Origin of the sequence: Acinetobacter sp. CIP 51.11 (assembly GCF_000369665.1) — a bacterium.
Lineage (GTDB): Bacteria > Pseudomonadota > Gammaproteobacteria > Pseudomonadales > Moraxellaceae > Acinetobacter > Acinetobacter lwoffii_S.
Window position 1 is genome coordinate 1,273,134 of sequence record NZ_KB850129.1, and the last position, 24,857, is coordinate 1,297,990.

Annotated in this window: 24 protein-coding genes; 6 read left to right on the plus strand and 18 right to left on the minus strand. The window is 43.7% G+C overall.

The window, feature by feature from the left end:
* Positions 1 to 2 precede the first annotated feature (2 nt).
* The 8 genes from msbA to F894_RS09805 form a co-directional block, all read right to left on the minus strand.
* Entirely contained in the window at positions 3 to 1,730 is a 1,728-nt protein-coding gene (gene msbA / locus F894_RS09770; protein WP_005247324.1) for a lipid A export permease/ATP-binding protein MsbA, read from the minus strand.
* On the minus strand, positions 1,730 to 2,152 hold the full coding sequence (locus tag F894_RS09775; protein ID WP_004278885.1) for an ExbD/TolR family protein: 423 nt from the start codon (positions 2,150 to 2,152) through the stop codon (positions 1,730 to 1,732). The genes msbA and F894_RS09775 overlap by 1 nt, the downstream gene beginning before the upstream one ends.
* Before the next feature lie 10 nt (positions 2,153 to 2,162).
* Positions 2,163 to 2,801: a MotA/TolQ/ExbB proton channel family protein gene (locus tag F894_RS09780; protein ID WP_004278886.1), complete on the minus strand. Its 639-nt coding sequence runs from the start codon at positions 2,799 to 2,801 to the stop codon at positions 2,163 to 2,165.
* Between the two features lie 33 nt (positions 2,802 to 2,834).
* Positions 2,835 to 3,722 (minus strand): ParB/RepB/Spo0J family partition protein, encoded by an 888-nt coding sequence (locus tag F894_RS09785; RefSeq protein ID WP_004645475.1) that lies wholly within the window; start codon positions 3,720 to 3,722, stop codon positions 2,835 to 2,837.
* Complete coding sequence (locus F894_RS09790; protein WP_004645476.1) at positions 3,719 to 4,501, minus strand: ParA family protein; 783 nt, start codon at positions 4,499 to 4,501, stop codon at positions 3,719 to 3,721. The genes F894_RS09785 and F894_RS09790 overlap by 4 nt, the downstream gene beginning before the upstream one ends.
* A 25-nt stretch (positions 4,502 to 4,526) precedes the next feature.
* Complete coding sequence (gene rsmG, locus F894_RS09795; RefSeq protein WP_004645477.1) at positions 4,527 to 5,159, minus strand: 16S rRNA (guanine(527)-N(7))-methyltransferase RsmG; 633 nt, start codon at positions 5,157 to 5,159, stop codon at positions 4,527 to 4,529.
* 85 nt (positions 5,160 to 5,244) lie between these two features.
* The gene (murU, locus tag F894_RS09800; RefSeq protein WP_005247326.1) at positions 5,245 to 5,934 is read right to left on the minus strand and encodes an N-acetylmuramate alpha-1-phosphate uridylyltransferase MurU; all 690 of its coding nucleotides are present in this window, start codon (positions 5,932 to 5,934) and stop codon (positions 5,245 to 5,247) included.
* Entirely contained in the window at positions 5,935 to 6,948 is a 1,014-nt protein-coding gene (locus tag F894_RS09805) for an aminoglycoside phosphotransferase family protein (RefSeq protein ID WP_005247327.1), read from the minus strand.
* Positions 6,949 to 7,069: 121 nt separating this feature from the next.
* On the opposite strand from F894_RS09805, the gene F894_RS09810 reads away from it, so the two are divergent.
* Positions 7,070 to 9,523 carry an LPS-assembly protein LptD gene (locus F894_RS09810; RefSeq protein ID WP_004278895.1) on the plus strand — a complete coding sequence of 818 codons (2,454 nt, stop codon included), beginning with the start codon at positions 7,070 to 7,072 and terminating at the stop codon, positions 9,521 to 9,523.
* Complete coding sequence (locus F894_RS09815; RefSeq protein ID WP_005247328.1) at positions 9,523 to 10,830, plus strand: peptidylprolyl isomerase; 1,308 nt, start codon at positions 9,523 to 9,525, stop codon at positions 10,828 to 10,830. The genes F894_RS09810 and F894_RS09815 overlap by 1 nt, the downstream gene beginning before the upstream one ends.
* Before the next feature lie 118 nt (positions 10,831 to 10,948).
* Here F894_RS09815 and hfq read toward each other — a convergent pair whose 3' ends face one another.
* The 4 genes from hfq to tsaE form a co-directional block, all read right to left on the minus strand.
* Positions 10,949 to 11,479: an RNA chaperone Hfq gene (hfq, locus tag F894_RS09820; RefSeq protein WP_005247329.1), complete on the minus strand. Its 531-nt coding sequence runs from the start codon at positions 11,477 to 11,479 to the stop codon at positions 10,949 to 10,951.
* A 91-nt stretch (positions 11,480 to 11,570) separates the two neighbouring features.
* Positions 11,571 to 12,515, minus strand: coding sequence for a tRNA (adenosine(37)-N6)-dimethylallyltransferase MiaA (miaA, locus tag F894_RS09825; RefSeq protein WP_005247331.1), 945 nt, complete (start codon positions 12,513 to 12,515; stop codon positions 11,571 to 11,573).
* 6 nt (positions 12,516 to 12,521) lie between these two features.
* Complete coding sequence (mutL, locus tag F894_RS09830; protein ID WP_005247332.1) at positions 12,522 to 14,489, minus strand: DNA mismatch repair endonuclease MutL; 1,968 nt, start codon at positions 14,487 to 14,489, stop codon at positions 12,522 to 12,524.
* The gene (gene tsaE, locus F894_RS09835; protein ID WP_005247333.1) at positions 14,479 to 14,958 is read right to left on the minus strand and encodes a tRNA (adenosine(37)-N6)-threonylcarbamoyltransferase complex ATPase subunit type 1 TsaE; all 480 of its coding nucleotides are present in this window, start codon (positions 14,956 to 14,958) and stop codon (positions 14,479 to 14,481) included. Before tsaE ends, mutL begins: the two co-directional genes overlap by 11 nt.
* A 126-nt stretch (positions 14,959 to 15,084) precedes the next feature.
* Here tsaE and F894_RS09840 point away from each other — a divergent pair, with 126 nt between their 5' ends.
* From F894_RS09840 to F894_RS09850, 3 genes are all read left to right on the plus strand, one after another.
* Positions 15,085 to 15,993, plus strand: a complete 909-nt coding sequence (locus F894_RS09840; protein ID WP_005247337.1) for a pseudouridine synthase — start codon at positions 15,085 to 15,087, stop codon at positions 15,991 to 15,993.
* A 114-nt stretch (positions 15,994 to 16,107) separates the two neighbouring features.
* Entirely contained in the window at positions 16,108 to 16,455 is a 348-nt protein-coding gene (locus F894_RS09845) for a type II toxin-antitoxin system RelB/DinJ family antitoxin (protein WP_004645487.1), read from the plus strand.
* Between the two features lie 97 nt (positions 16,456 to 16,552).
* On the plus strand, positions 16,553 to 16,996 hold the full coding sequence (locus F894_RS09850) for a GNAT family N-acetyltransferase (RefSeq protein ID WP_004278907.1): 444 nt from the start codon (positions 16,553 to 16,555) through the stop codon (positions 16,994 to 16,996).
* A gap of 42 nt (positions 16,997 to 17,038) precedes the next feature.
* Here F894_RS09850 and F894_RS09855 read toward each other — a convergent pair whose 3' ends face one another.
* Positions 17,039 to 17,746 carry a pseudouridine synthase gene (locus F894_RS09855; protein WP_005247338.1) on the minus strand — a complete coding sequence of 236 codons (708 nt, stop codon included), beginning with the start codon at positions 17,744 to 17,746 and terminating at the stop codon, positions 17,039 to 17,041.
* Between the two features lie 140 nt (positions 17,747 to 17,886).
* Between F894_RS09855 and F894_RS09860 the strand changes: the two genes are divergently transcribed.
* Complete coding sequence (locus F894_RS09860; protein WP_004645490.1) at positions 17,887 to 18,339, plus strand: DUF441 domain-containing protein; 453 nt, start codon at positions 17,887 to 17,889, stop codon at positions 18,337 to 18,339.
* Positions 18,340 to 18,597: 258 nt separating this feature from the next.
* On the opposite strand, the gene F894_RS09865 is transcribed toward F894_RS09860, so the two are convergent.
* From F894_RS09865 to F894_RS09885, 5 genes are all read right to left on the minus strand, one after another.
* Entirely contained in the window at positions 18,598 to 18,924 is a 327-nt protein-coding gene (locus F894_RS09865) for a gamma-glutamylcyclotransferase family protein (RefSeq protein ID WP_005247340.1), read from the minus strand.
* Positions 18,925 to 18,954: 30 nt separating this feature from the next.
* Complete coding sequence (locus tag F894_RS09870) at positions 18,955 to 20,670, minus strand: AAA family ATPase (RefSeq protein WP_005247341.1); 1,716 nt, start codon at positions 20,668 to 20,670, stop codon at positions 18,955 to 18,957.
* A 90-nt stretch (positions 20,671 to 20,760) separates the two neighbouring features.
* The gene (locus F894_RS09875) at positions 20,761 to 22,767 is read right to left on the minus strand and encodes a hypothetical protein (RefSeq protein WP_005247342.1); all 2,007 of its coding nucleotides are present in this window, start codon (positions 22,765 to 22,767) and stop codon (positions 20,761 to 20,763) included.
* A 196-nt stretch (positions 22,768 to 22,963) separates the two neighbouring features.
* Positions 22,964 to 23,710 (minus strand): 1-acyl-sn-glycerol-3-phosphate acyltransferase, encoded by a 747-nt coding sequence (locus F894_RS09880; protein ID WP_005247343.1) that lies wholly within the window; start codon positions 23,708 to 23,710, stop codon positions 22,964 to 22,966.
* A gap of 26 nt (positions 23,711 to 23,736) precedes the next feature.
* Positions 23,737 to 24,846 carry a beta-ketoacyl-ACP synthase III gene (locus tag F894_RS09885; protein WP_005247344.1) on the minus strand — a complete coding sequence of 370 codons (1,110 nt, stop codon included), beginning with the start codon at positions 24,844 to 24,846 and terminating at the stop codon, positions 23,737 to 23,739.
* Positions 24,847 to 24,857 lie beyond the last annotated feature (11 nt).

Consider the following 24,857-nt stretch of genomic DNA (forward strand, 5'->3'; position numbering starts at 1 on the left):
AGTTACTGTTCCTCAAAGTTACGCTGATGCAACTGATAATAAGCACCATGTAGCGCAATCAGTTCAGCATGACTGCCCTGCTCAACAATACGGCCCTGATCCATAACCACAATACGATCCGCGTTTTCAATCGTCGATAGACGATGTGCAATTACGATGGTGGTACGGTCCTGCATGGCTTTATCAAAGGCACGCTGAATAAAGTATTCCGACTCGTTATCCAGCGCACTGGTCGCTTCATCCAGAATCAGGATAGAGGCATTTTTCAAAATTGCGCGTGCGATCGCGATGCGCTGACGCTGGCCACCAGACAGGTTTAAACCCTGGGCACCCAGCTGAGTATCATAACCTTGCGGCAATGCCATAATAAAATCATGCGCATAGGCTGCCTTTGCTGCCGCGATAATATCTTCATCGGAGGCACCTTCAAGCTGACCATAAGCAATATTTTCCCGCACAGTTCGGTTAAACAGTACTACTTGCTGGTTCACCATGGCAATTTGGGTTCGCAAGGCGGTAATTTCAAAATCTTCAATCGGTTTCTGATCCAGCAAGATCTGCCCAGAAGTTGCATCCTGATAACGCACCAGCAGATTCACCAGAGAACTTTTTCCTGCACCAGAACGTCCTACCAGCGCTACTGTTTCACCGGCCTTGACCTGCAAATTAAATTCATGAATAGCATGATGGCCATCATCATAAATCAAGTTAACATCTTTAAACTCGATATCGCCTTTTAGGCTATCAGTCAACGTCCCGGTATTTTTTTCCTCAGGCATATCCAGCAATTCAAATACTGAATGTGCTGCGGCCATACCCCGTTGAATCTTTTCATTGATATCCGTCAAGGCTTTGATTGGTCTTGCCAGCATACCCGCCGCAGTAATATAAGCAACAAATTCACCGGCAGAGGTGTCACCCAAGATTTGTGGACGCAAGGCAATAAACATCACAATACTCAGTGAAATCGACATGATCAGCTGAACCACAGGACTATTCAACTGTTGTACAGCGACCATTTTCAAGCCACGACGCAAGTTTTCCAGCGAGTTCTGTTTAAAGCGTTCCTGCTCATAACTTTGCCCTCCAAAACCCTTGACGATCAGGTTGGCATTCACCGTTTCCTGCACCACATGGTTTACATCACCCATGGTGTCTTGCACTTGCTGCGATAATTTACGCATCCGTCTTGCAGCTTTACTGATAATAAAGCCAATGACGGGTGCAAAAATCAGGATACACATGGTCAGACGCCAGTTGGTATACAACAGGTAGCCTAATAATGCCAGAGTGATCAAACCTTGTTGCAACAAGGTTCTTAAAGCTTCAGTTGAAGCAGCGGTTAGCTGTTCGACGTTATACATGATTTTGGCAGTAATATGCCCGCTGGTATTATCCAGATAATACTGGGACGGTAAACGCAGCAATTTTGCAAAAACTTCCTGACGGATGTTGAATACCAGATTCCGGGAAATTACCGCAGTAAAATATCCACCCATGAACAAACCCAGGCCCCGGAAGAACATGAGTATGACCACTAAAAACGGGAAAAGTGATGTGAAACTCTGGTCTTTATTTTGAATCGCCTCAATAATATATTCCAGTAATTTAGCGACAGAGACTTCCGTAGCGGCATTAATAGAAAAACCCAGCAGGACAAGCAATGCAATGCCCCAAAACGGTTTTAAATAACTTAAAAGGCGAAGATAGACCTTAAAATCGTGCTTCACTAATAACCTCGGGTGGGTACTTTGGTACTGATATTAATATTTACAAAGCCGAGCTGCCCGGCCACATCCATGACACGAATCACGTCCTGATGGCTGGCTTTTGCATCAGCTGCAATGACAAACATTAAATCACGGCGTTCATTAGAAATCTGTTTAATTGCAGTATTTAAATCCGCGACTTCCTTACTGGCCAAGGATTGACCATTGACTGCGTAATGACCATTGGCATCCACAATCACTTCAACTTTCTGATCATAGCTTTTAGGCGGTACACCTTGCGCATCCGGCAAGGTCAGATTCATTCGGCTCATTTGGCTAAATGTCGTCGACAAAAGTAAAAAGACCAGAATAAACAGCAGACAATCAATCATCGGTGTCAGATTAATATGTACATCTTCCACCTGGTTGCGTTTGAATTTCATCATCCGCCTCCTAGCTGGCTTTTTGCATGTCTTGATCTATGTCCGCATGATTACGATAAAAAAGATCCGCATGAAACAAAGTCGCTTGCTGCTCAAGTTCAGCCACATATTCCTGAACAAGACGCTGAAAATAACGGTGAGCAAACAGTGCAGGAATTGCAATCAGCATACCGGCTGCCGTGGTAATTAAAGCCTTGGAAATACCGGGCATCATCAAGACCGGATCACTTCCAGTTCCCACATCGATCATCAGGAAAGACTCAATAATCCCAAGTACGGTCCCCAACAAACCGAGTAAAGGCGCAACTGCACTCAACGTGCCCAGAAAATTAATATTTTTTTCCAGATAACCGATTTCCTGTGACGCCACCACTTCCATCTGCGCGCGAGCATACTGCTCACCCTGCGGCTTACTAGTATAGCCCGCAGCCAATACCCGGCCCAAAGTGCTTTGCTTTAAGGCCGCACTTTGATTCATTTTTTGCATGACTTGTGCTGTATTTTGCGAAGGCCCCATCAACAGGATCGACGGAAGTACTACGTTCTTTTTCAGGCGGATCAGGCGCTCGATCGAAATCGCCAGCATAAAGATAGAACACAAGACCAGGGGCAGCATGAGCCAACCACCTGCTTTAACCAATTCCCACATCTAATTTATTCCCCAATAAAAAAAATATATAAATTATTCATCTTCTAAAATAGAAAGAATGCCATCAAGTTCTTCTAAAGAGTGATAGCTAATAACCAGTTTCCCTTTACCTTGCTTGTTATAGTCAATTTTAACATCTGCACTGAAACGCTCTGAAAGGCGCTGGGTCAATTGCTGAATATCTGGTGCTACCGCTTCTTTTACTTTTTCTTGTTTAGGTGTATTGAAATCACGGACTAACTGCTCGGTTTGACGCACAGACAGACTTTTTTCAATTACGATATCTGCAACTTTGAGCTGATCTTTAGCTTTTAAGGTTAAGATCGCACGTGCATGCCCCATATCCAGCAAACCTTGTTGCATAAAGTCTTTCACTTCTTCAGCCAAGCTGAGCAAACGAAGCAGGTTACTCACTGTCGTACGCGCTTTACCAACGGTATCTGCAATCTCCTGATGGCTTAAACCAAATTCTTCATGGAAACGCTGTAAGGCCAGCGCCTGATCAATCGGATTCAGATCTTGACGCTGAATGTTTTCAATCAGCGCCAGTGCAATGGCAACCTGATCATTCAGATCCCGTACAATCGCAGGAATTTCGGTTAAACCCGCTAACTGTGCCGCACGCCAGCGACGCTCACCTGCAATAATTTCATACGGATAGCGCTCATCGTCAACCGGTCGGATCACGATTGGCTGCATGATGCCATGCTTTTCAATCGATGCCGCCAGTTCTTGCAAATCCTGCTCGTTAATATAACGGCGTGGCTGGTATTCACCGCGCTTGAGCAAGTTTACATCGATCTGTTTTAGCTGACCATGATCAATGCCTTGGGCTTCCATCTGTAATTTTTCTTTTTGAATTGATCCCAGCAAGGCATCCAAGCCACGACCTTTGGCGAGTCCACGTTTCTTGACGGTCATGCTTTACTTCCTTTTTTCACTTTGCTTTTCTTTAATACTTCAGCTGCCAGATTTAAGTAAGCAACCGCACCCTTTGAACTTTTTTCAAAATAAATCACTGGCAAACCGTGCGCCGGCGCTTCAGCCAGACGGATATTTCGTGGAATCACGGTTTCATACAGTTTTTTACCAAAATATTGTTCTAATTCTTCAGATACGTCACGGGTCAAGGCATTGCGTGCATCGTACATGGTGCGTAATACACCAACTATTTGCAGATCTGGATTCAAGGCCTGTTGAATTCGGTCGATGGTTTGGGTTAAATCAGCCAGACCTTCCAGTGCATAGTATTCACATTGCATTGGAATCAGCACACCATCCACTGCAGCCAAAGCATTGACAGTAATCAGGCTTAAACTTGGTGCACAGTCGACAATGATATAGTCGAACGAACCTTCAATTTCCTGCAATGCATCACGCAAAATGAACTCGCGCCCTTCCTGCTCTGCAATCGCAAGCTCAACCCCAGCCAGATCACGGTTTGCCCCAAGAACCTTGTAGCCGACTTCTGCTTTAGAGATCGCCGTTTCAATCGGTACTTCACCCAGCAGTACATCGGTAACCGAATAAAGCAGGTCATTCTTCTGAATGCCAGACCCCATGGTCGCATTGCCTTGCGAATCCATATCGACCAGCAAAACACGTTTTTTTAACACAGCTAAAGATGCCGCCAAATTTACTGCGGTTGTGGTTTTACCGACACCACCTTTTTGGTTTGCAATCGCAATAATTTGTGCCATGTTGCCCCCAATCCCTTTAAAAATCTTAAATACGTTTTAATAGAAGTAAATGACGCTGTTCGTCTAAGCGCGGAACTTTAAGTTCAATAATCTCACAACTAAATTCATTTTTTAAAGTAGCAACTTCATCTTCAGGAATTAAGCCTTTCATTGAGGCAATAATCGTTTGCTCATGCATATATGGCTTAGAAGCATCAACAAAGTCTGTTAATGATGCAAAGGCACGACTAGTAATCACATCAAATTGACCCAGCTCATTGATGCTGTCTTCATTTTCTACACGCGTTTGCACGGCAATGACATTTTTAAGTTTCAAGTCAGCAATAAACTGCTTGAGGAAACGAATTTTTTTACCGTTTGAGTCCAGCAATACACATTCACGCTCAGGCTGACATAAAGCAATGATCATGCCCGGCATACCACCACCTGTGCCGATATCCAGCAATCTGCCCGCAGGCAAGTCCTTTAAAATACTTAAACTGTCGAGTAGATGCTTGACCAGCATTTCTTTAGGATCACGGATTGCAGTCAAATTGTATGCTTTGTTCCACAGCACCAAAGCATCCTGATACTTGAGTAATAAATTTAAAGCTTCATCAGATAGCTCTAAACCCAAAGCCTGGCTACCCTGCTTTAGTTCTTGAAAAAACATGTGCATAAACAATCTACGCTCGAAAAAGTTAGGTGGAAGTATACCGTTTTCTCTATATTGGCACAGTAGGCAGTGCTTAGCGAATATTCACTTAAGCAAACTTCCCTTCACGGATCGCCGTATCCAGTGCCGTTAAACGCTCTGGGGTTCCTACGTCAACCCAAATGCCTGCCAGTTTAGAAGCTGCAACCTGCTGATTCTGCATTGCTGCTTTTAGCAACGGAGCCAAAGGACGTTTGCCAGTCTCTAAGACTTGGAACATCTTCGGATCAAGTACGGATACACCACTAAAAGTCAGGTTCTCACCTCCGACTTGCTGATCAAAGGTATAAGCTTTACCTTCTGCAAGCGTGAAATCACCCTCTGGGTGTTGTTCAGGGTTCTGCACAAGTACGAGATGCGCCAAATTATCCTTTAGATCAATATCCAGTAAAGGTGCAAAATCCATCGTGGTCCAGACATCACCATTTAACAGAATAAAAGGTTCATCACCGAGTAGCGGCAAGGCATTAATGATTCCACCAGCGGTTTCCAGACCTTCACCCTCATGTGACCAAAGGATGTTAATGCCAAATCGTGAACCATCGCCCAAAGCTTCTGCGAGTTTTTCACCGAGCCAAGCCGTATTGATGACAATTTCAGTAACACCGATCGCAGCCAGTTTCTCTATATGCCAGACAATTAAGGGCTTGCCCCCAACTTCCAGCAAAGGCTTTGGCGTATGCAGCGTTAGCGGCCGCATACGATTACCGAGTCCTGCGGCCAAAATCATCGCTTTCATTTAGGCAGCCACCTCATATGACCCATATTTGGCTTCGAATGCAGCCATCACTCTGTCATGCATAAACTGCATGAATGGCTGAAGTTCAGTATAGGCTTTAGATTCCTCGAGCAGATACCACATGACACGTGGTAAATCTTTGAGATAACCCGACTTGCCATCACGTTCAAATAGACGCACAAAAATACCGAGGATCTTGATATGACGCTGAATCGCCATCATGTCGGCGTCTTTTTTAAACTGTTCAAAGTCACGCTCTTCTTTAGCAGATGCTGGCAACAAGTCATAAAAGTTTTTGAACCAGCGATACACACGATCGGCATTCCACTGTACATAGGCATCACGGGTAATCGAGATCAAGTCATAAGTATCCGCACCAATCACAGCATCCTGAAAATCAATCACACCGAGTTCGGTTTCATTGTCGATTTTCATCAAGTTACGACTATGGAAATCCCGATGCACGATCACCTGTGGCTGTGCCAATGCGGCATTCGCCAAAATCGCAAAAGTGCGTTTGATCAAGGCGCTTTCTGATTCAGTCAGTTGAACCTTTAACGCTGGTAACATCCAGTCAGTCAGCAATTCCATTTCCGAGATCAGTTTTTCATAAGAATATGCCGGGAAATGCCCTTCTCCAGCAATCGATTGTAGTTGAATGAGCTGCTTAAAGCTTTGCTCATAATAGGCATCTACAGTCTCGTCATTCAGCAGATTCGACAGCAGCACATCACCAAAGTCTTCGAGCAGTAAAAAGCCATTTTCCAGGTCTTTTGCCACGATATGCGGAACGCGCACGCCATGTACATCAAAAAACTCATCTATCGTCACAAAAGGCACACAATCTTCTTTTTCTGGTGGTGCATCCATCAGCATAAATGTTTTATTATTCAGTTTGATTCGTGCATAACGACGGAAGCTGGCATCACCTGCTAAAAAATGAGTTTCAAATTGATCTGAACCGAGTACAGAGGCAATCCAAGATTGTATCAATTGTTCGCGTTGTGTATTCATTTGCAATTAATTCTAATACAGGCTGAGTTTTTAAAGTGCTAAGTGTAGCTACTTATCAACTTTTTCTCTATGATGCGACAATAATTAATTGCGATAAAAGCATGATTGGTTAATGAGACAAATGAAGCATCACTTTAAAATAAATCCTCTAGCGACTGCGATCTTAACCCTTTTATGTGGCAGCTCAGCCTCCGGCTATGCTGCATCAAATGTCTCGTCCGATGTAAATGCAGAACAACTCAAACAGCGCATAAATGAGACCTATCCAGGTGAAGCATTCTTTTCGCAATACTATGTCGACAAATCCTCAGCTGAGGCACAGCAGCGGCAGGAAAAATACTTAAGTTCAGCTTATTGTGAAGGCACCTGGGTGACCCCGATTGCCCCAGATGCAGCAACCGTTGCGCCAGATCAAGCTACATCCACCATTACTGCAGATTATGGTCACTACAATCCAGCAGGTGACTCTTATTTAGAAGGCAATGTCATTATTGACCAGCAAGGTCGCCAGATTCGTGCTGAACGCGTAACGATTGATCAAACCCAGACCTATGCCAAAGCAGAAGGTCGGGTACAACTTGCTCAGGGTGGCCTGCTCTCACAAAGTGATGATATTAATTATAATTTAAAGACCCAAGAAGGCGACCTAAATAACAGCTTCTATATTGCCGAGCAGCAACATGCGCATGGTCGGGCAGAAAAGATCGCCAGAACCTCGACCGAGACGGTAGAACTGGAAAATGCCACCTATACCACCTGTCCACCTGAGCAAAAACCGACTTGGAAAATCCAGGCAGAAAAGATCAAGCTGAATCAGGAAACCGGACGGGGTGAAACCCGGAATACCAAGTTGTATGTTAAAGATGTTCCGGTTTTAGCGGTTCCCTATTTCAACTTCCCGATTGATGACCGCCGCACTACCGGTATTCTGACGCCGACATTTGGCTTTACCAATGATGGTGGTCTGGAACTGGGTGTTCCGGTTTACCTGAATTTAGCACCACAATATGATGCGACAATTACGCCGCGTTATATTGGCGATCGTGGGGTAATGCTGGATGGCGAGTTCCGTTATCTGACTGAGAATTATGGTGAAGGCCGTATTTGGGGAGGTTATTTACCTTCCGATGAAAGCTATAGCGACGAAGACCGTAAAAGCCTGCATTTCTTACATAACTGGCAGATCAATAATCAGCTTTCCACCAACCTTGAATATAACTACGCTTCAGACAAAGATTACTTTGCCGATCTGGACAATAACCCGAACTCTAAAACTGACCTGAACTTACGCCGTGCCTGGGAAGTCAATTATAAAAATGGTATTCCTGGCTTAAAGGCACAATTCAAAGTCGAAGACTTCCAAACCCTAGATCCAACTGTACTGGATGAAGACCGTCCTTATGCACGTTTGCCACAGCTTTTAGTCAATTACAAAACTGGCAATCCATTGGGATTACAACTTGAGTTTAATAACGACACAGCATATTTCCAGAAGGATCTGAGAAATTTCGCTGATACTGACCCAACGGGTGAGAAGGTATATCAACCGAGTGGTACACGGATCTATAATGACTTTTCCGTGCGTTATAATCATTTTACCCCGTGGTCATTCTTTATTCCTCAGGCGACTGTACGCAACATCAATACTTTCTATGATGAAAAAACCCAAAGCCGTAGCGCGTCTAGTGAAAATAATTCAATTGTGGTGCCACAATTCACGCTGGACACCGGCTTAATTTTTGAAAAAGAAGGTACGTATCTACAGACCTTAACGCCTCGTCTGTTCTATGCGTATTCACCTTATGAGAACCAGCAGAATCAGCCAAACTTTGATTCAGTCGTCGCTTCGATTAATTATGATCAACTTTTCAGTGCGCGTCGCTTTTATGGTAATGACCGCCTGGAAGACAATAACTTTGCCTCCTTAGGTCTGAGCTATAGCCTATTTAATGAAGAAGGTCTGGAGCGCCTGCGTGCCAGCGTTGGACAGAGCTTTTTCTTTGAAGATCGCCGTGTAACGTTGGAAAATGATGCAGATGAATTCGACCGTGAAAGTCATACTGGCCCTGTAATTCAACTGACCAGCCAGCTGTCAAATAATGTTCACGTTAATCTGAACTCAAGCTGGATGTCGAATGGATCGAATGCCCAACGAGATTTGCAGGTTTATTATACCGGTGAGCAAGGCAATCTTTATAACCTAGGCTATTTCTATCGCAAAGATATTCCGAACCGTCAAAAGAGCTATGATCATGTGGTGGGTTCATTTATCCAGCCGATTGCCAACAACTGGCGTCTGGTTGGACATGCCCAGTTTGACCTCGACAATAGTGTCGCACGGGAATATTTACTTGGCGTGAACTATGAGTCATGCTGTTGGGGAGTTTCTGTTTACGGTCGCTCATATTACAATGACTTAGACGACGTTAATGATTCAAGCGTCAAAGCCAAACGCGCTATTATGGCCGAAGTCAGCCTGAAAGGCTTAGGTGGGTTAAGCAGCAAACTCACCTCATTACTAGAAAATCGTATTCTAGGTTTTAACAATATCAATCAAACTTGGACAGAACGTTAATGAAGACAAAACAGTTAAAACAAATTTTTAAAGCAACCGCACTTGCGCTATGCCTTTCTTCAGCGATGACGACTTTTGCTGTTGCCCAACCTAAAGATGAAGTTGTAGCTGTAGTCGACAATAGTATCATTCTACGTAGTGACCTGGCTCAAGGTGTAGCCGAAATCTCACATCAGCTGCAAAAACAGAAAAAGACAGTTCCACCACAACAATATCTTGAGCAACAAGCCTTAGAGCAACTAATTATTCGTCAGGCACAGCTTGAACAAGTTAAACGTTATAATATTCGTCCAGATGAAAAAGCTTTAAATGAAGCCGTCCTGAAAGTTGCCCGTGATTCTGGTTCACCGAGTCTGGAAGCATTCCAGCAGAAACTGGATGCCATGGCGCCCAATACCTATGCTTCTTTACGTAACCGTATCGCTGAAGATTTAGCACTGAATCGTTTACGTCAACAAATCGTGACTTCACGTATTCAAATTACAGATCAAGATGTTAAAAACTTCCTAAATACCCCGCAAGGTCAAGCTTTGCTTGGCAGTCAGGTCCATGTACTGCATTTACGGGTAAGCGGTGAAAATGCTGAACAAATTGCAACAAAGGTAAAGCAAGAATTAAATAGCAGCAATGACATTCAGGCGATCAGCAAAAAGTACAGCACTGGCGGCGTTAAAGTCGAAGCTGCTGATATGGGTGTGAGAAACCTGTCAGAAATTCCAGCAGAACTGGCTGCACGCGTGACCACCCTGCAACCAGGTCAAACTTCTGAACTGATTCCTGTCGCTGATGGTGTACATGTTCTGAAGCTCTTGGAACGTAAAGGTGGCGAACAGAAAGCCCTTGTTCCTCAATATTTAACACGACACATTCTGATTCAACCGTCTGAAGTGGTCAGTCCTGAAAATGCCAAACAAATGATTGACAGTCTGTATAACCGCCTCAAACAAGGTGAAGATTTTACTGTTTTAGCTTCAACGTTCTCCAATGATACTGGCTCGGCTCGTGATGGCGGAAGTCTTGGCTGGGTTAGCCCAGGGGTAATGGTACCTGAATTTGAACAGCAGATGAAAAGCACCCCAGTAGGTCAGTTCAGTAAACCATTTCAATCCCAGTTTGGCTGGCATATTCTGCAAGTGAGTGAAACACGCCAACAAGATATGACACAGGAATATCAGGAACGTATGGCTCGCCAATTGCTTGGTGAACGTCAATTTGATACCGAATTAGATAGCTGGTTACGTGAAACGCGCAATAATGCTTATGTAGAAATCAAAGATCCTCAACTGGATCCTAAACGTAACCGTTAAGCCTTACCGGAATGCTAAAAAGCCAACGACATCTCGTTGGCTTTTTATTTAAACAACTTAAAACTTACAGATATAAAAAAACCTCTCATTGAGAGGTTTTTTCAATTTTCAAACTCGATTAACGATTGTTTTCATCGTCTGAAGAGTCTTCAAATTTAGTATCGTTGTCAAAACCAGCGCCTTGACCACCAAAGCCAGCACCTTGACCACCGAAGCCGCCTTGACCACCGAAGCCAGCGCCTTGACCGCCAAAGCCACCTTGACCACCGAAGCCGCCGCCTTGACCGCCGAAGCCACCGCCTTGACCACCGAAGCCGCCGCCTTGACCGCCAAAGCCACCTTGACCACCGAAGCCGCCAGCACCTTGACCGCCACCAAAGCCACCTGCAGCACCTTGACCACCGAAGCCCGCACCTTGTGGACCAGCAGGCGCGCCAGCAGGACGTGGATTACGTGCAGGTACTACAGTTGAAATTGCATGCTTATAAACCATTTGGCTTACTGTATTTTTTAATAAAACCACGTATTGGTCAAAAGATTCGATATGACCTTGTAATTTAATACCGTTTACCAGGAAGATAGATACTGGGATACGTTCCTTACGGAGAGAATTCAAGAATGGATCTTGTAAAGTTTGACCTTTAGACATGTTATAACTCCAAAAAAATTAAAAATCAGCGCAAAAACTATCTCTATTTTTCAATTAAAAATTATAAAAAAGATAGTCCCTAAATTTTGCTTTATCCGTAACAGTTTCGCAAGTCTTCTTGAGCCTGCTGTAGCGTAAAATATGTTGTAAATTTATGCTTTTCTTGCAAAGACTTTAACCACGTATATTGACGTTTTGCAAGTTGTCGTGTCGCAAATAAAGCTTTATCCTCCATTTCCCGTTGCTTTTCCTTGGTTTTATCAGCATTTTTTAAGAATTCTATAGCCTGACGATAACCCACTGAACGCATAGAAGGTAAATTTTCATTAAAATCGTATTTTTCAATTAAATTCACAACTTCATTTAAAAAACCGCTTTTCCACATAATTTCCAGACGTTGTTCAATACGCCCATGTAATTCTAACCGATCTGGCATCAGCGCATAATTATGGAAACTGTAACGATATGGTAAGTTTTTAGGTTGTTCTGCCTGTAGTTTTGTAATCGGCTCACCAGTCAATTTAAAAACTTCCAAGGCCCGAATAATGCGCTGCTTGTCACTGACCTTGAATTTTTCCCCGGCAATCGGATCAACTGCGCATAATTCTGCATAAACCGCTTCCCAACCCTCCTGCTCACCTTTCGCCTCAATCTCTGCCCGTATAGCATAATCTGCACGTGGTAGGTTATCTGACAAACCTTCAAGCAAGGCCTTAAAATACAGCATGGTGCCACCGACTAGGATCGGAGTCTTACCACGGGCATGAATATCATCAATTAAACGGCAAGCATCTTCGACAAAGTTTGCCGCAGAATACACTTCAAGTGGACTGATAATATCAATCAGATGATGCGGATAGCGCACCAATTCCTCTTTAGAAGGTTTGGCTGTACCAATGTCCATTTCCCGATAAACCAACGCAGAATCGACCGAAATCAGCTCAAAATTTCCTTGCTCATACAGTTCACATGCCAAAGCGGTTTTACCACTTGCAGTTGGCCCCATTAAATTGATGACCGGCAATTGATTGGACATGTAAAACTACTCTCCTCGAGCAAAAAGTTTATCTAGTTGAGCCAATGGAAAGGCGCGCCAAGTCGGACGGCCATGATTACATTGACTGGCAAATTCGGTTTGTTCCATCTGCCGTAATAAAGCATTCATTTCAGACAAACTTAGGATACGATGCGCTCGCACTGCACCATGACAGGCCATTCCCGCCAAAATTTGGTCACGCTTCTGCAATAGGCTTTGTGCTTGATCCCCCGGATCTAAATCATTCAATAATTCAGGAATCAGGGCATCGAAATCGGCCTTGTGTAGAATAGCCGGTACACCACGTACGATAACTTGCTCATCACCATACTGATCGATTTCCAGCCCCAAACGTGCCAACTGCTCTTTCAGCTCTTCGACACGCATGGCCTGCATCCGGCTAATATTCACGACTTTTGGAATGAGCAATTGCTGTGATGTCCAGAATTCAGGTTTATCCCAAGCCGATTTCATTTGCTGCAAGACAATACGCTCATGCGCCGCATGCATATCCACAATAATCAGACCTTCGGTATTTTGCGCCAGAATATAAATGCCATGTAACTGGGCAATAGCAATGCCCAATGGATGCTCATCCACTTTAGTGTTTACATGTGTCTGAAAAGACTGCTCAGGGCTGAATATTTCGGTTTCCGAACTTTCTCTGAGCGGTGCTAAATAACTTTGCAAGGCATTATTCAGCTGCTGTGAACCAGAATAAGATTTACGGTAATCTTGGGAATAATGCACTGTTTGTGGACCTGAAGATGCAAAATCGGTCAGCACATCTGAAGTTTCATTTTCACTTAAGGCAGATGTCGTTCTCACCACCTGTGGCTGAGAATGCGCAGTCTGATGCAGGCTGAACTGTTCCTGATAACGCGGTTGCGGGGCCGTCAAGCCAGGCTGCTCATCCTGTTTCATTGCCTCGGCTAAATCTGCAGTTGCGGTCTGGAATTGTGCCAACGTTTCTTTGGCATAATGCCGTACGAACTCATGTACTTCACGTTGATTCAGGAAGCGAATTTCATGCTTGGTCGGATGGACGTTTACATCCACATTTTCTGGATCAACTTCTAAAAACAGTAAATAAGCCGCATGCTGATGCCCATGCAGGATGCCGTCATAGGCCATCCGTAAGGCATGGGAAATGGTTTTGTCTTTGACAATCCGGCCATTTACATAGACATACTGCAAATCAGCCTGTGCACGTGCATCTGAAGGATGGCCAAGCCAGCCAGACAAACGCATGTTGATACTGTCTGCATCCATCCAGTAGGCATTTTCAGTAAACTGGCGGCCAAGCAATTGCTGTACCCGCTGAAAACGCAAAGCGCCGCTATCCGCCACGGGTAAATTCAGTTTGATGCTTTCATTATGTTCTAGCACAAAACGGATATCAAAATGCGTCAGTGCCATACGGCGCACAATTTCTTCGATATGACCAAATTCAGTGCCCGGTTTTTTCAGGAATTTACGCCGTGCAGGCACATTAAAAAACAAATCCTGAACCCGGATATGCGTCCCTTTTGAGGCCGCAACAGCCTGAATTTCCTGATGATCAAAAGCCGTGCCATTGACTTCGACCTGATAACCGATGCCCTCGTCACTTTGACTGCTGATCATGGTCAGGCGTGAAACTGCTGCTATCGACGCCAGTGCCTCACCACGAAAGCCCAGACTGCTAATCGCATACAGCTCATCGGCGCTCTGGATTTTGCTGGTGGCATGGCGCATCACGGCCAAAGCTAGATCTTCAGGATGAATTCCGCGTCCATTGTCGATGATTTCAATTAAAGTACTGCCGCCCTGTTCGACCCGAATGATCAGTTCTGTCGCCCCCGCATCAATCGAGTTTTCCAGTAATTCCTTGACTACAGAGGCCGGACGTTCAATCACCTCACCTGCGGCAATCTGGTTGGCAAGTGCAGGATCAAGGGCACGAATACGGCGCAGACTTAAATCATTCGACATGTGAAAATTGACGCTCCAGAGCCTGGCGTAAGGCAAGATTCGATGAAATCAGGCTTGCAGTACGGGTCAGCTCATCTTCAGATTTTAAAATTTCAATAATCAGGTCAGCTTGCGGAATTTCATCGCCACCTTTGGATGGCCATTCAAATAAAAATAGCGCATTCGGTGTTTCCAGATAATCCCGGATTCCCATCAGTTCCAGTTCATACGGATCATTCAGACGATACAAGTCAAAATGAAAAATATCCTGACCATTAATTTGATAGGGTTCGACCAGTGTATAAGTTGGACTTTTCACTGAACCTTTATGACCCAGCTGTTGCAAATAATAACGTGTTAACGTCGTTTTTCCTGCCCCTAAATCACCGATCAGATATACGACTCCCGCAGGGAAATTTTCTGCCAGAACCTTGGCCAGTTTCTGGGTATCGTCTTCATGATTTAAAGTGACATTAAATGAATAAGGCATATTACTCACGACATGATGCAAAAGAATAAATATGATAGCATCGCCACGCTTTAAAAGCCTATTCACCTGTGTGAGAAACTGTATTTTTTCACAGCATCTGTTCCTTAAGAGGTTAATCTGCCTGCCATGCAATCAACAGTTGATTTTAACCCGCCTATGCTGAATGGGGTCAGTGCCAGTAAAGTGTTTTTGCCAGCCAGTCCGGATGCACCCCTGACAGTTTTTGCTTATTTATGCACGCAATTTGCGCATATCGCAGCAGATGAATGGCAATCCCGTTTCAACGAGGGTCTGGTCTATGATGCTCAGGGCAATCAATTAAACACAGAAAGTCCATTTCAGGCCAATAGTCACTGTTTTTATTACCGTTTTTTGGCACATGAAGTGCATGTTCCTTTTCAACATCAGATTTTATTTGAAAATGAGCATTTCATGGTGGTCGATAAACCGCATTTTTTGACCATGAGTCCGACCGGACAGTATGTGCAGGAAACGCTATTGGTTCGGCTTAAAAAGCAGACCGGCAATGAACATTTAACACCCATTCACCGGCTAGATCGTGAAACGGCAGGTGTAGTTCTGATTTCCAAATGCGTGGAATCACGTGGCCTATATCAGCAGATGTTTGCTACACGGCAGGTACAAAAAACCTATCATGCGATTGCGGCCTATCATCCTGATTTAAAATTTCCATTGATCACGCGATTAAGAATGGAAAAGGGACAGCCCTTTTATACCATGCACGTGTTAGACGGAACGCCAAATAGCGAGACGGCGATTGACCTACTGGAACATAATACAGAATGGGCTAAATATGAGTTGAAACCGCATACTGGCAAACAGCACCAATTACGGGTGCACTTGAATCATCTGGGTATTCCGATCCGTCATGATCCCTTTTATCCACAGGTAGCGCACAAGGCGGAAGATGATTTTTATGCACCTTTAAGTTTATTGGCCAAACATATTCAATTCATCGATCCGATCACGCAGAAAAGCATGAATTTCAGCTCGCAACTTGAATTGACACTGTAAATCGCTTGTCATTACAGATTATTTTCTAAAATCGGTTGCTTTAAGATTGAATTTCAAACGTAATTGATTAGAATAAAGGCGAAAAGTTAAGTAATTTAAAGCTTTAAAAATATTATGAGAAAAACTGAAGTTTATCAAATTCGCTTGGACTCGCAAGAGAAGAAACAAGCCTTTGCAGTATTTAAGCAATTGGGGATTACGCCAGCTCAGGCAGTGCGTCTTTTTTTCAAGCAAGTGGTGATTACCAAATCAATCCCCTTCTCGATTGAAAATCAGAATATCAATCTGGAACAGCTGATTCGGCTGCGCAAGCTGAAACAAAATGAAGCGAAAACCGAGCAAAATGCGCTTTCCAGTTCTGCCCTGAATCTACTCGATGATCAGGAGATTCAGCTGGATGATGATCATCTTGATTTATTTGAAGAACTGAATGCCATTTTGGGTGAAAGCGACAAAATTTAACATTGTTGCATTTCCGAACAATTTCTAAAGCCTGCCACTCCCAAACTTCGCTATGCTTGATGCTGATAATCAATAAAAAATTAGCATGGAGTATGCAATGCTCGTACGACGCGCCCAGTCAGCAGACCTGAATCAGCTGGCGGTATTATTTGATGAATATCGACAGTTTTATGGTACGTCTTCCAATCCTGAACTCTCTTACCAATTTTTAAAACAGCGTTTTGAAGATGGGCAAACCGTCATTTTCATTAATACCAAAGATGATACTTTTACCGGCTTTATTATCCTGTATCTGGGTTTTTCTTCAGTGGCCTGCTCGACCTATTATATTCTGGATGATGTCTATATCACCCCGGTTTTTCGGCGTCAGGGCGCAGCCAAACAACTGATTGATACCGCGATTTTATTTGCCAAACATGAACAGGCCTTAAGAATCACCCTGGAAACCCAAAAAAATAATTATCAATCGCATAAATTGTATGAATCTATGGGATTTATCAAGGATGATGAATTTCAGACTTATCACTGTTTCCTGAAGTAAGTCCTAATCTTTTCATCACATTTCAAGCGAATAAAAAATTTATTATTCTGAGCGGAATTTGGCCTGCGCCACCTGTTCTGCATTTAAATACAACCATTCTCCTTCAGCCAGTTCAGGCAAGGCCAAAGCACCAATCTGTGCACGATGTAGCTGTTCAACTTTATTACCTACGGCAGCCAGCATGCGCTTTACTTGATGATAGACCCCTTGATGAATGGTCATTTGCAGACGATTTTCAGCCAATCGAGTCACTTCAGTAGCCGCAAAAATACCTTTTTCATTTCTCAATTCGACACCTTGTTCTAGTTGCTGAATCTGTTCATCCGTGACTGGATCCGCAGTTTGCATCTGATAAACTTTGGCGACATGCTTTTTCGGATGGGTGAGCGCTTGCAGAAACTGTCCATCATCGGTCAGCAATAATAGTCCAGTGGTATCCTGATCCAGACGTCCCACACACTGAATCCCCCGATTCAGCAGAATGTCATCAAACAGGTCAAATACACTAAAATGATGCGTCGCCTGATGCGAACACTCATAGCCTTGTGGTTTATTTAAGGCGATATACACTTTTTCCCGATAGGTATGACTTTTCCCATAAACCTCGAAATTTAAGTGATTTAAATCCAGGTTATATTTAGGATTGTCAACCACTTCATCTTGAATTGAAACAGCACCATTTTTAATCAGTTGCTGACAATGCTTGCGGGAGCCGAAACCTTGTGACTGCAACATTTTTTCCAATAGCATCTGTTTATACCTGTATCGAGTGAAGACCTGTGCATTCTATCCTGAAACAGTCCTGAATTTGATTTCTTCCGCTGTTTTCTAGGTATCATGCGTTGAAAAGCTCTACAATAGCTTTATTTTTCACTCTATCTCTCCCCCTTATGTCGCAACTTGATTTGAATCTGATTGTTCTTTTGGTTTTACTGGCTTGCGGTATTTTCAGTCACAATAGTGCCGTCACCATTGCTGCAGCGGTATTAATTGTTTTAAAAATCACACCTCTCAGCAGTTTATTGCCTTATGTACAGGCGCACGGTTTAAATATCGGCATTATTATTCTGACCATTGGTGTTCTGACACCAATTGCCAGTGGCAAAATTTCAGGGGAAAGTATTCTCAAATCTTTCCTGAGCTGGAAGTCTTTGCTGGCAATCGCGATTGGGGTCTTTGTCGCTTGGCTGGGAGGACGTGGAGTGAAGCTGATGTCCAATCAGCCAGATGTAGTGGCCGGACTGTTATTAGGCACAGTAGCAGGTGTAGCAGTATTACGCGGTGTTCCAGTCGGTCCTTTAATTGCGGCTGGGATTTTATCCTTATTGATTAGTACACAATAATGTTCAAATCATCAGCGCCCTTCACCAGTATGCAAAGATTTCTCAAAAATAATCATATAACGGGAAATATGCAGATCGCCCGATGATTATCTTGCGCTAATCTCTAACGCAGTACGTCAGGCTTGCTCAGAAGATACTATCAAATCAACGGAATATTTATTAATTCGATCTTTCAAAATTCAAGCAAAGGAAAGTGAATGATTTTTAAAAGCGGTGACCTGATAAAAATCAGAAATTCAATAAATGACACACACCAGTCTAATCTTTCAAAGCATAGACCAAACTTTCTATCATCTCACCATTTTCCAAATATACTTTAACCGGAATACGTTGATATTCATCACCTTCAAACCTATCCAGCTCATTCCAATATTGGGGAAGATTCTCGGATATGAATACATAACCAGGAACAGTCTCACCCGAATCACTGAGCTGAATACCCGGGCTACCCAGTTCAGCACCCCAACCACGCTGCTGCAAATACCCACGAATATAACCAGCTTTCCAGCTTCCTCCAATCCGTTCCATAACGGGGGCATTGGGTTGCTGGAGACGAAGCGTGCCGTATACGAATAAACTGTGCATCTTAAGAACTCTTAAACATCATTTTGATGATTATTCTACAAATAGTAGAGCCAGACGCACCTGGTCATAAGCCATTTTAGGCGTGGTCAATTCCACAATCGGACGCAGCTTAATTGAACCGTCATCATTAAAATGTTCCAAGTTTTGACGCTTGGTTAGGCGTTTATAAATCTTGCGCACCTGTTCCACCACTTCCTCACCCGGATGTGCCAGCGAGATATCCAGCCCCTGCTCTTTATGCAAACGCCCCAAATGATTGATGATGGTTGCCGGAGTCAAACCACGTTCAGTCGCGATATCGGCAATTTCATAACCTTCTTCAAACAGTTCACGCGTTTCGTCTAGCGTTGCAGTGGCATAGCTTTGTTTCCCCGCATTCTTGGAAATTTTCTTTTCATTGCGCTGGATTTCAACTTCATTCAAAGTCCCGCCACAATGCCGGATAAAAGCTTTGTGCTGCGTCGTCAAATCAACATTTTCAAAATTCGCTTCAGCTTCATCAGAAAGCTCCTGAAAACGGCGATCGGCTTTAATCGCCAGACTATCAAGTTCCAAAGCCTGCTCATTAAAACCTTTTAAACGTAAGCCATTTAAGCTTTTCAAACGGGATAAGGCGACATAGCCCTGACCTTTTTCAAAGGTATGACTCAGATCAATTTCTGCGGCTTCCAGGGTCATGCCTTGTGATTTATGAATGGTAATCGCCCAGGCCAGACGCAATGGAATCTGCTGAAAACTGGCAATGGTTTTACCGGCCTCATTGTCTACCGACCAGGTTTCAGGCTCAACCACCAGTGTAGTGCCATCGGTCAGTTTGACTTTAGGCAGCACGCCATATTCATCATCTTCTTCAAAACTGATCACTTCACCCAGACTGCCATTGATATACCCCATATCAAAGTTGTTTTTCACAAACATGACTTTGGCATGTTTTTTCAGGGTTAAAGCTTCAGGCGCTCGCACTGACGATTTTAAAGTCTCGATCAACTTTTCATTACCATCACACTGTGCATCAAACTGACGCGGATCATTGTCAATTTCATTCAGATGTTTATAGTTAATACTGTCTACATCCATATTATGCGTATACAGGCGCGTATAGGTATCGCCGATTTCTTGATGTCGGGTGGCCTGTAAAGCAGTACGGTGTTCATGATTAATTGCCTGCGCACGAATCGCGTTCAGGATGTCATTCAGATAATCATTTCCCTGACGATGCTGCTCGGTCAGGTAACAGACGCGAAACTTCGCTTCGACCCAGGCATCCGACATAAAGCAGAATTTATCCCGGTTACGCTCATCATTTTTACCGACTGGCGGTAACTGGAAAAAGTCACCCGCTACAATCACCTGAATGCCACCGAAAGCTTCATCACTTTCCTTAAAATATTTCAGTACCTGATTGACCAGATTCAGCTGCTTGGCATGCAGCATGGAAATTTCATCGATAATCAGGACTTGCGCATTTTCCAGATGTTCTTTTAAGTATTTGCGCTCTTTCATCCGCTTTAAGTCTTCTTCAGACAAAAAGTCTTTAATGCCAATGCCTGCCCAGGTATGAATAGTCATACCATTCATGTGTGTGGCTGCAATACCGGTCGATGCGGTAATCGCGACGGCGACCTTACGTGCCTTTAAATAATTAATATATTGATTCAGCGTATAGGTTTTTCCCGCACCGGCAGAACCGGTTAAAAAGACATTTTCTCCTGCTTTGAGTAACTTAAGGGCAGTTTCCTGTTTCATAAGAGCAATACCGTAAAAGAACGGCTATAGCCTAACGATTTTTAGCGGAAAAGTTAAGCGTCATGGCGGAAAACAAGCTGTATTGAACTGTCAGGCCTGCAAGTTGAGCCAGTTAATAAAATGCATGGCGATATTACTGTATTCAGCTTCTGCTTTCTGGTTATTCGGATATTCCAGCTGATCAAAAATCACCTGTCCATTCACTAATTGACACCCCAAGATCAAGGGTAGGCGCACAGCAGGATGAGACATACGAAAGGCCACATACTGCCCTTCCAAAATTTGCTGAGCATAGCTTGCCGCCAGACAGTTCCTGAAAATTTTAGATTCCTCTAAAATCCGATCCAAAGTTTTAAGTTCTTCAAAACGCCAGTTGAAATACAGTAAAAATGAAACCTGAGTGATTGGTGTCCAGTTCACCAGTGCGAACTGTTTTTTCAGCTTGGCGATCATTTCCTGCTTTTGAACCTGATCATGCCAGACGACCGCCTGATTAAACAAACTGGTCCAGCTCAGATTTTTCGGTATTTCTGTATGGCTGGAAAAATACTCTACCAGATAGTCACGCACATAACTGTCAAATAGCGACTCACGTACATGCCCGCTTTGCAAATAAAACAGCTGCCTGAACTCAGTAAAAGGAATGCGATAGCGGTGCAGAACATTATAGAAATCACGATTCTGCTGGCTTTGAGGCTGAATATACACCAGAACCTCATCGGGTAAATGCGCCGTAATTTTATATAAATGCTGCATATGAGCCTGCATCATCCGGCTCAAGTTCACATAAACCTTTTTAGTCAGCTGATCATCCATTTTAACCACATTGCGCAGCAGCTCCATCCATTCGTCCAGATACAGAATTGAAGGGCTAATCGCAATCCGCTGATCCTCAATCGATTGGCGTGTGCCTTTTAATACCACCGCCTGATTATACTGATGCTGAAACCAGTCATGCTGGATTGCATATTCATGCATGCTATGAATAAACAGTCGCGCCGAGACATATTGAAAATATTGCAAAGTCGCCAAAATAATCTGGGGATGAATATGATGGCTGTCTACAAAACTTAAGGCAGTTACTGCAACGCGTACACTGCTATGCTGGATATTATTACTGATCCAGTCCAGTACCTCGGCCGGTTGCTTGAAGATCCAGTTCACGGCACGATGACAATCAAATAGTGGCAATCGGGCTACTTTTTTCTGCCATAAATACGGATGATTTTCCAGGAAATTCCGTTTGGATAATAAATCATCCCGATGCCACACGTCCCGGTTCATCAATCGGACAAAACCGAGCAAATTACTTTGCTCCTCAGCATGCCTATATAGCAAACAGATATCATCAGTATGATCATTCAATTCATGCAGATTAAAGCGCTCTTCAAAAGACAGCGACATAATCCGGAACAGTGCCGGAGGCAAAAACTGTGCGGCGCTAAAACAGAACTCATCCAGACTGTCCATCAATGACTGGATCGACAGGAATTCATCCTGCTGTAGACACTCCAAAGAAAAAGCCTGTTGCAAGCTTTCAAGAATCTGCTGTGGAATCTCTTGTTCATCCTGAATAAAGTTTTGCATGACAGGTGCTGTATACAACCCGGCCTTGATCAGCTGCTGGTCGATAATCTCAGCTTGAACAATCGACATTTGCTGCAAAAATTCGGACACCCGTTCCAGGCCATTGACCCAAGCATAGACCTGAGCCAGGATAAGCTGACGTAACTGTTTGGCTTTGTCGCGTAAATATAGTGAATGCTGCGGTTTTAAATCCCCGGTCAGGAAATAGATATCCTGTAAAAAGAATTCCTCTAGCGCTTCTGCCTTGCATTGCTGGAAATAAAAATGACTGTCAACCAAAGCAGGTGCAGCTCCAGAGTCTAGTGCATAGGGAGTATGAAACTGGATATAAAACAGACCATCCAGCAATTCAATCCGGCACTGATCCTGCTGAATTTTTATTAAATTTTGTGCATTCAGATGACCAATTATTGCCATCTGATCAAGATAAAGCTGGTTCAGCTCTGGAGAAATCCGTAAACATTGTTGTGCCAATAACCTTAAAGATGCTACCAAGCTTTCCTGTTCCATACGTATACCTCGGTCATCTTAGAATCATCTTATTTTTATATTGGATCATGCTGAGTCCTTGATCGCCAATCAGTGAACACTTAAAAATACATTATGGCATCACTTGCACTATAAAACCGTCCATGCATCCTCATTGCTAAAAATAGAACATTTCAATAGATCATAGCCTAGATTTTACAGGAAGAATTTTTCTTTTTTAGTCTTGCTGACGTAGCGCCTTAAGCTCGGCCAAGCCGGTATAAATATGTTGCTGCAAGCTGTGTCGAAATGCAATCAGCTCTTCCTGAGTCTGAGCAATCGATTGTCGCGGCATAAACTGAAAATAAAATGGCAGGCGTTTTGGGAATAATCGTTTAGGCAAAGATGGAATCACATCGCCCTGACGTAGTAATTTATTGAGTTGTGGTACTTTGAGAAGTTTTTGAAAATATTTATGCTGGATGATCTTATTGGCATCAAAGCCGATCTCATAGACTTCATCCCCACCGAGCGCGGCAAAAGGGACAATATCATAGTTGAGTTCCTGAGCTAGCTTTAAAAATCCGTAACGTTGCTTCCAGATCAGTTGATACTGTTCACCCTGACGTTTAAGTACTTCGCGACCGCCTCCCGGAAACACCAGAATGGAGTAGCCCTGCTGCATCACAGCACGTACATAATGCTGGATGCCATCGACTGCCCCAAACTTTTTCACGGCTTCACGCCATAGCGGTACATAAAAATGGCTATGATCCGCAATACTGACCACAGCCACCTTATGTTCGTTATAGAGATAATCAATCAGCATCGGCGAATCAAAGATGCCGTACATGGAATGATTACCGACATACATTGCAGGCCGACTGGCATCAATATATTCTGCCCCTAAAAAGGTAGGGGTAAAATATAATTTGGATAAGGCACTTAAGCGTCTAATCCATTGCCCATCATGTTTGACCTGCAAGCTGTTTGCTCCCTATTGACTCCGGATTATGCTACGCGCTTTTGGACCAGAATCGAACCCACCGAATAACCCGCACCAAATGAGCACAACACGCCGTATTCACCATCTTCAACTTCATGTGCACTACGGTGCAAGGCGATGATCACCCCGGCAGAAGAAGTGTTGGCAAACTCATTCAGAATGATCGGTACCAGACCAGGTTTGGCATTTTCTTTACCAACGACCAGTTTCAGGATCAGTTCATTCATGCTGGCATTGGCCTGGTGCAACCAGAAGCGTTTAACACCTGTCGGCTCAATCTGGTTCTTCTCCAGTTGCGCAGTAATCATTTTCGCAACCAGTGGACAGACTTCTTTAAATACCTTACGACCATCCTGACGGAAACGTTTGTCGTCAATGTCAGCATTTTCAGAAGTATTCAAGAAACCAAAGTTATTGCGGATGTTATTCGAGAACTGGGTAAACAACTCAGAATCCAGAATTTCAAAACCGGTTTTGCTGTCAGTATTTTCAATAATTGAAGCGGTTGCCACATCACCAAAAATAAAGTGACAGTCACGTGAACGGAAATCGGTATGTGCAGAGGTAATTTCTACATTCACCAATAACACCCGGCGCGCGCCCGCTTTGATCGCATCATAAGCCTGTTTCAGACCAAATGTTGCTGCAGAACACGCCACGTTCATGTCATAGGCATAGCCTTTGATGCCTAGAGCGGTCTGAATCTCGATCGCTACAGCAGGATAAGCACGTTGCAAATTCGAACATGACAAGATCACGATATCAATGTCTTCGGCAGTCACACCGGCATTTTCCATCGCCTGCTTGGCTGCGATTACGCCCCATTCTGCTTGCAGTGAAATTTCATCATCTGCACGTTCACGTAAATTTGGACGTAAGCGTTTTGGATCAAGAATACCTGATTTTTCTACGACATAACGGCGTTGTACGCCAGATGCTTTTTCAATAAAGTCTGCGCTAGAACCACGACGTGCTTCCACTTCGCCTGCAGCGATTTTGTCAGCATTTTCGTGATTAAACAGTTCCACATAAGCATTTAAACTTTCAACTAATTCTTCATTGGTGATGACATGTTCCGGATGGAATAAGCCAGTACCCGTAATGCGGATGCCCATGTAAAATTCCT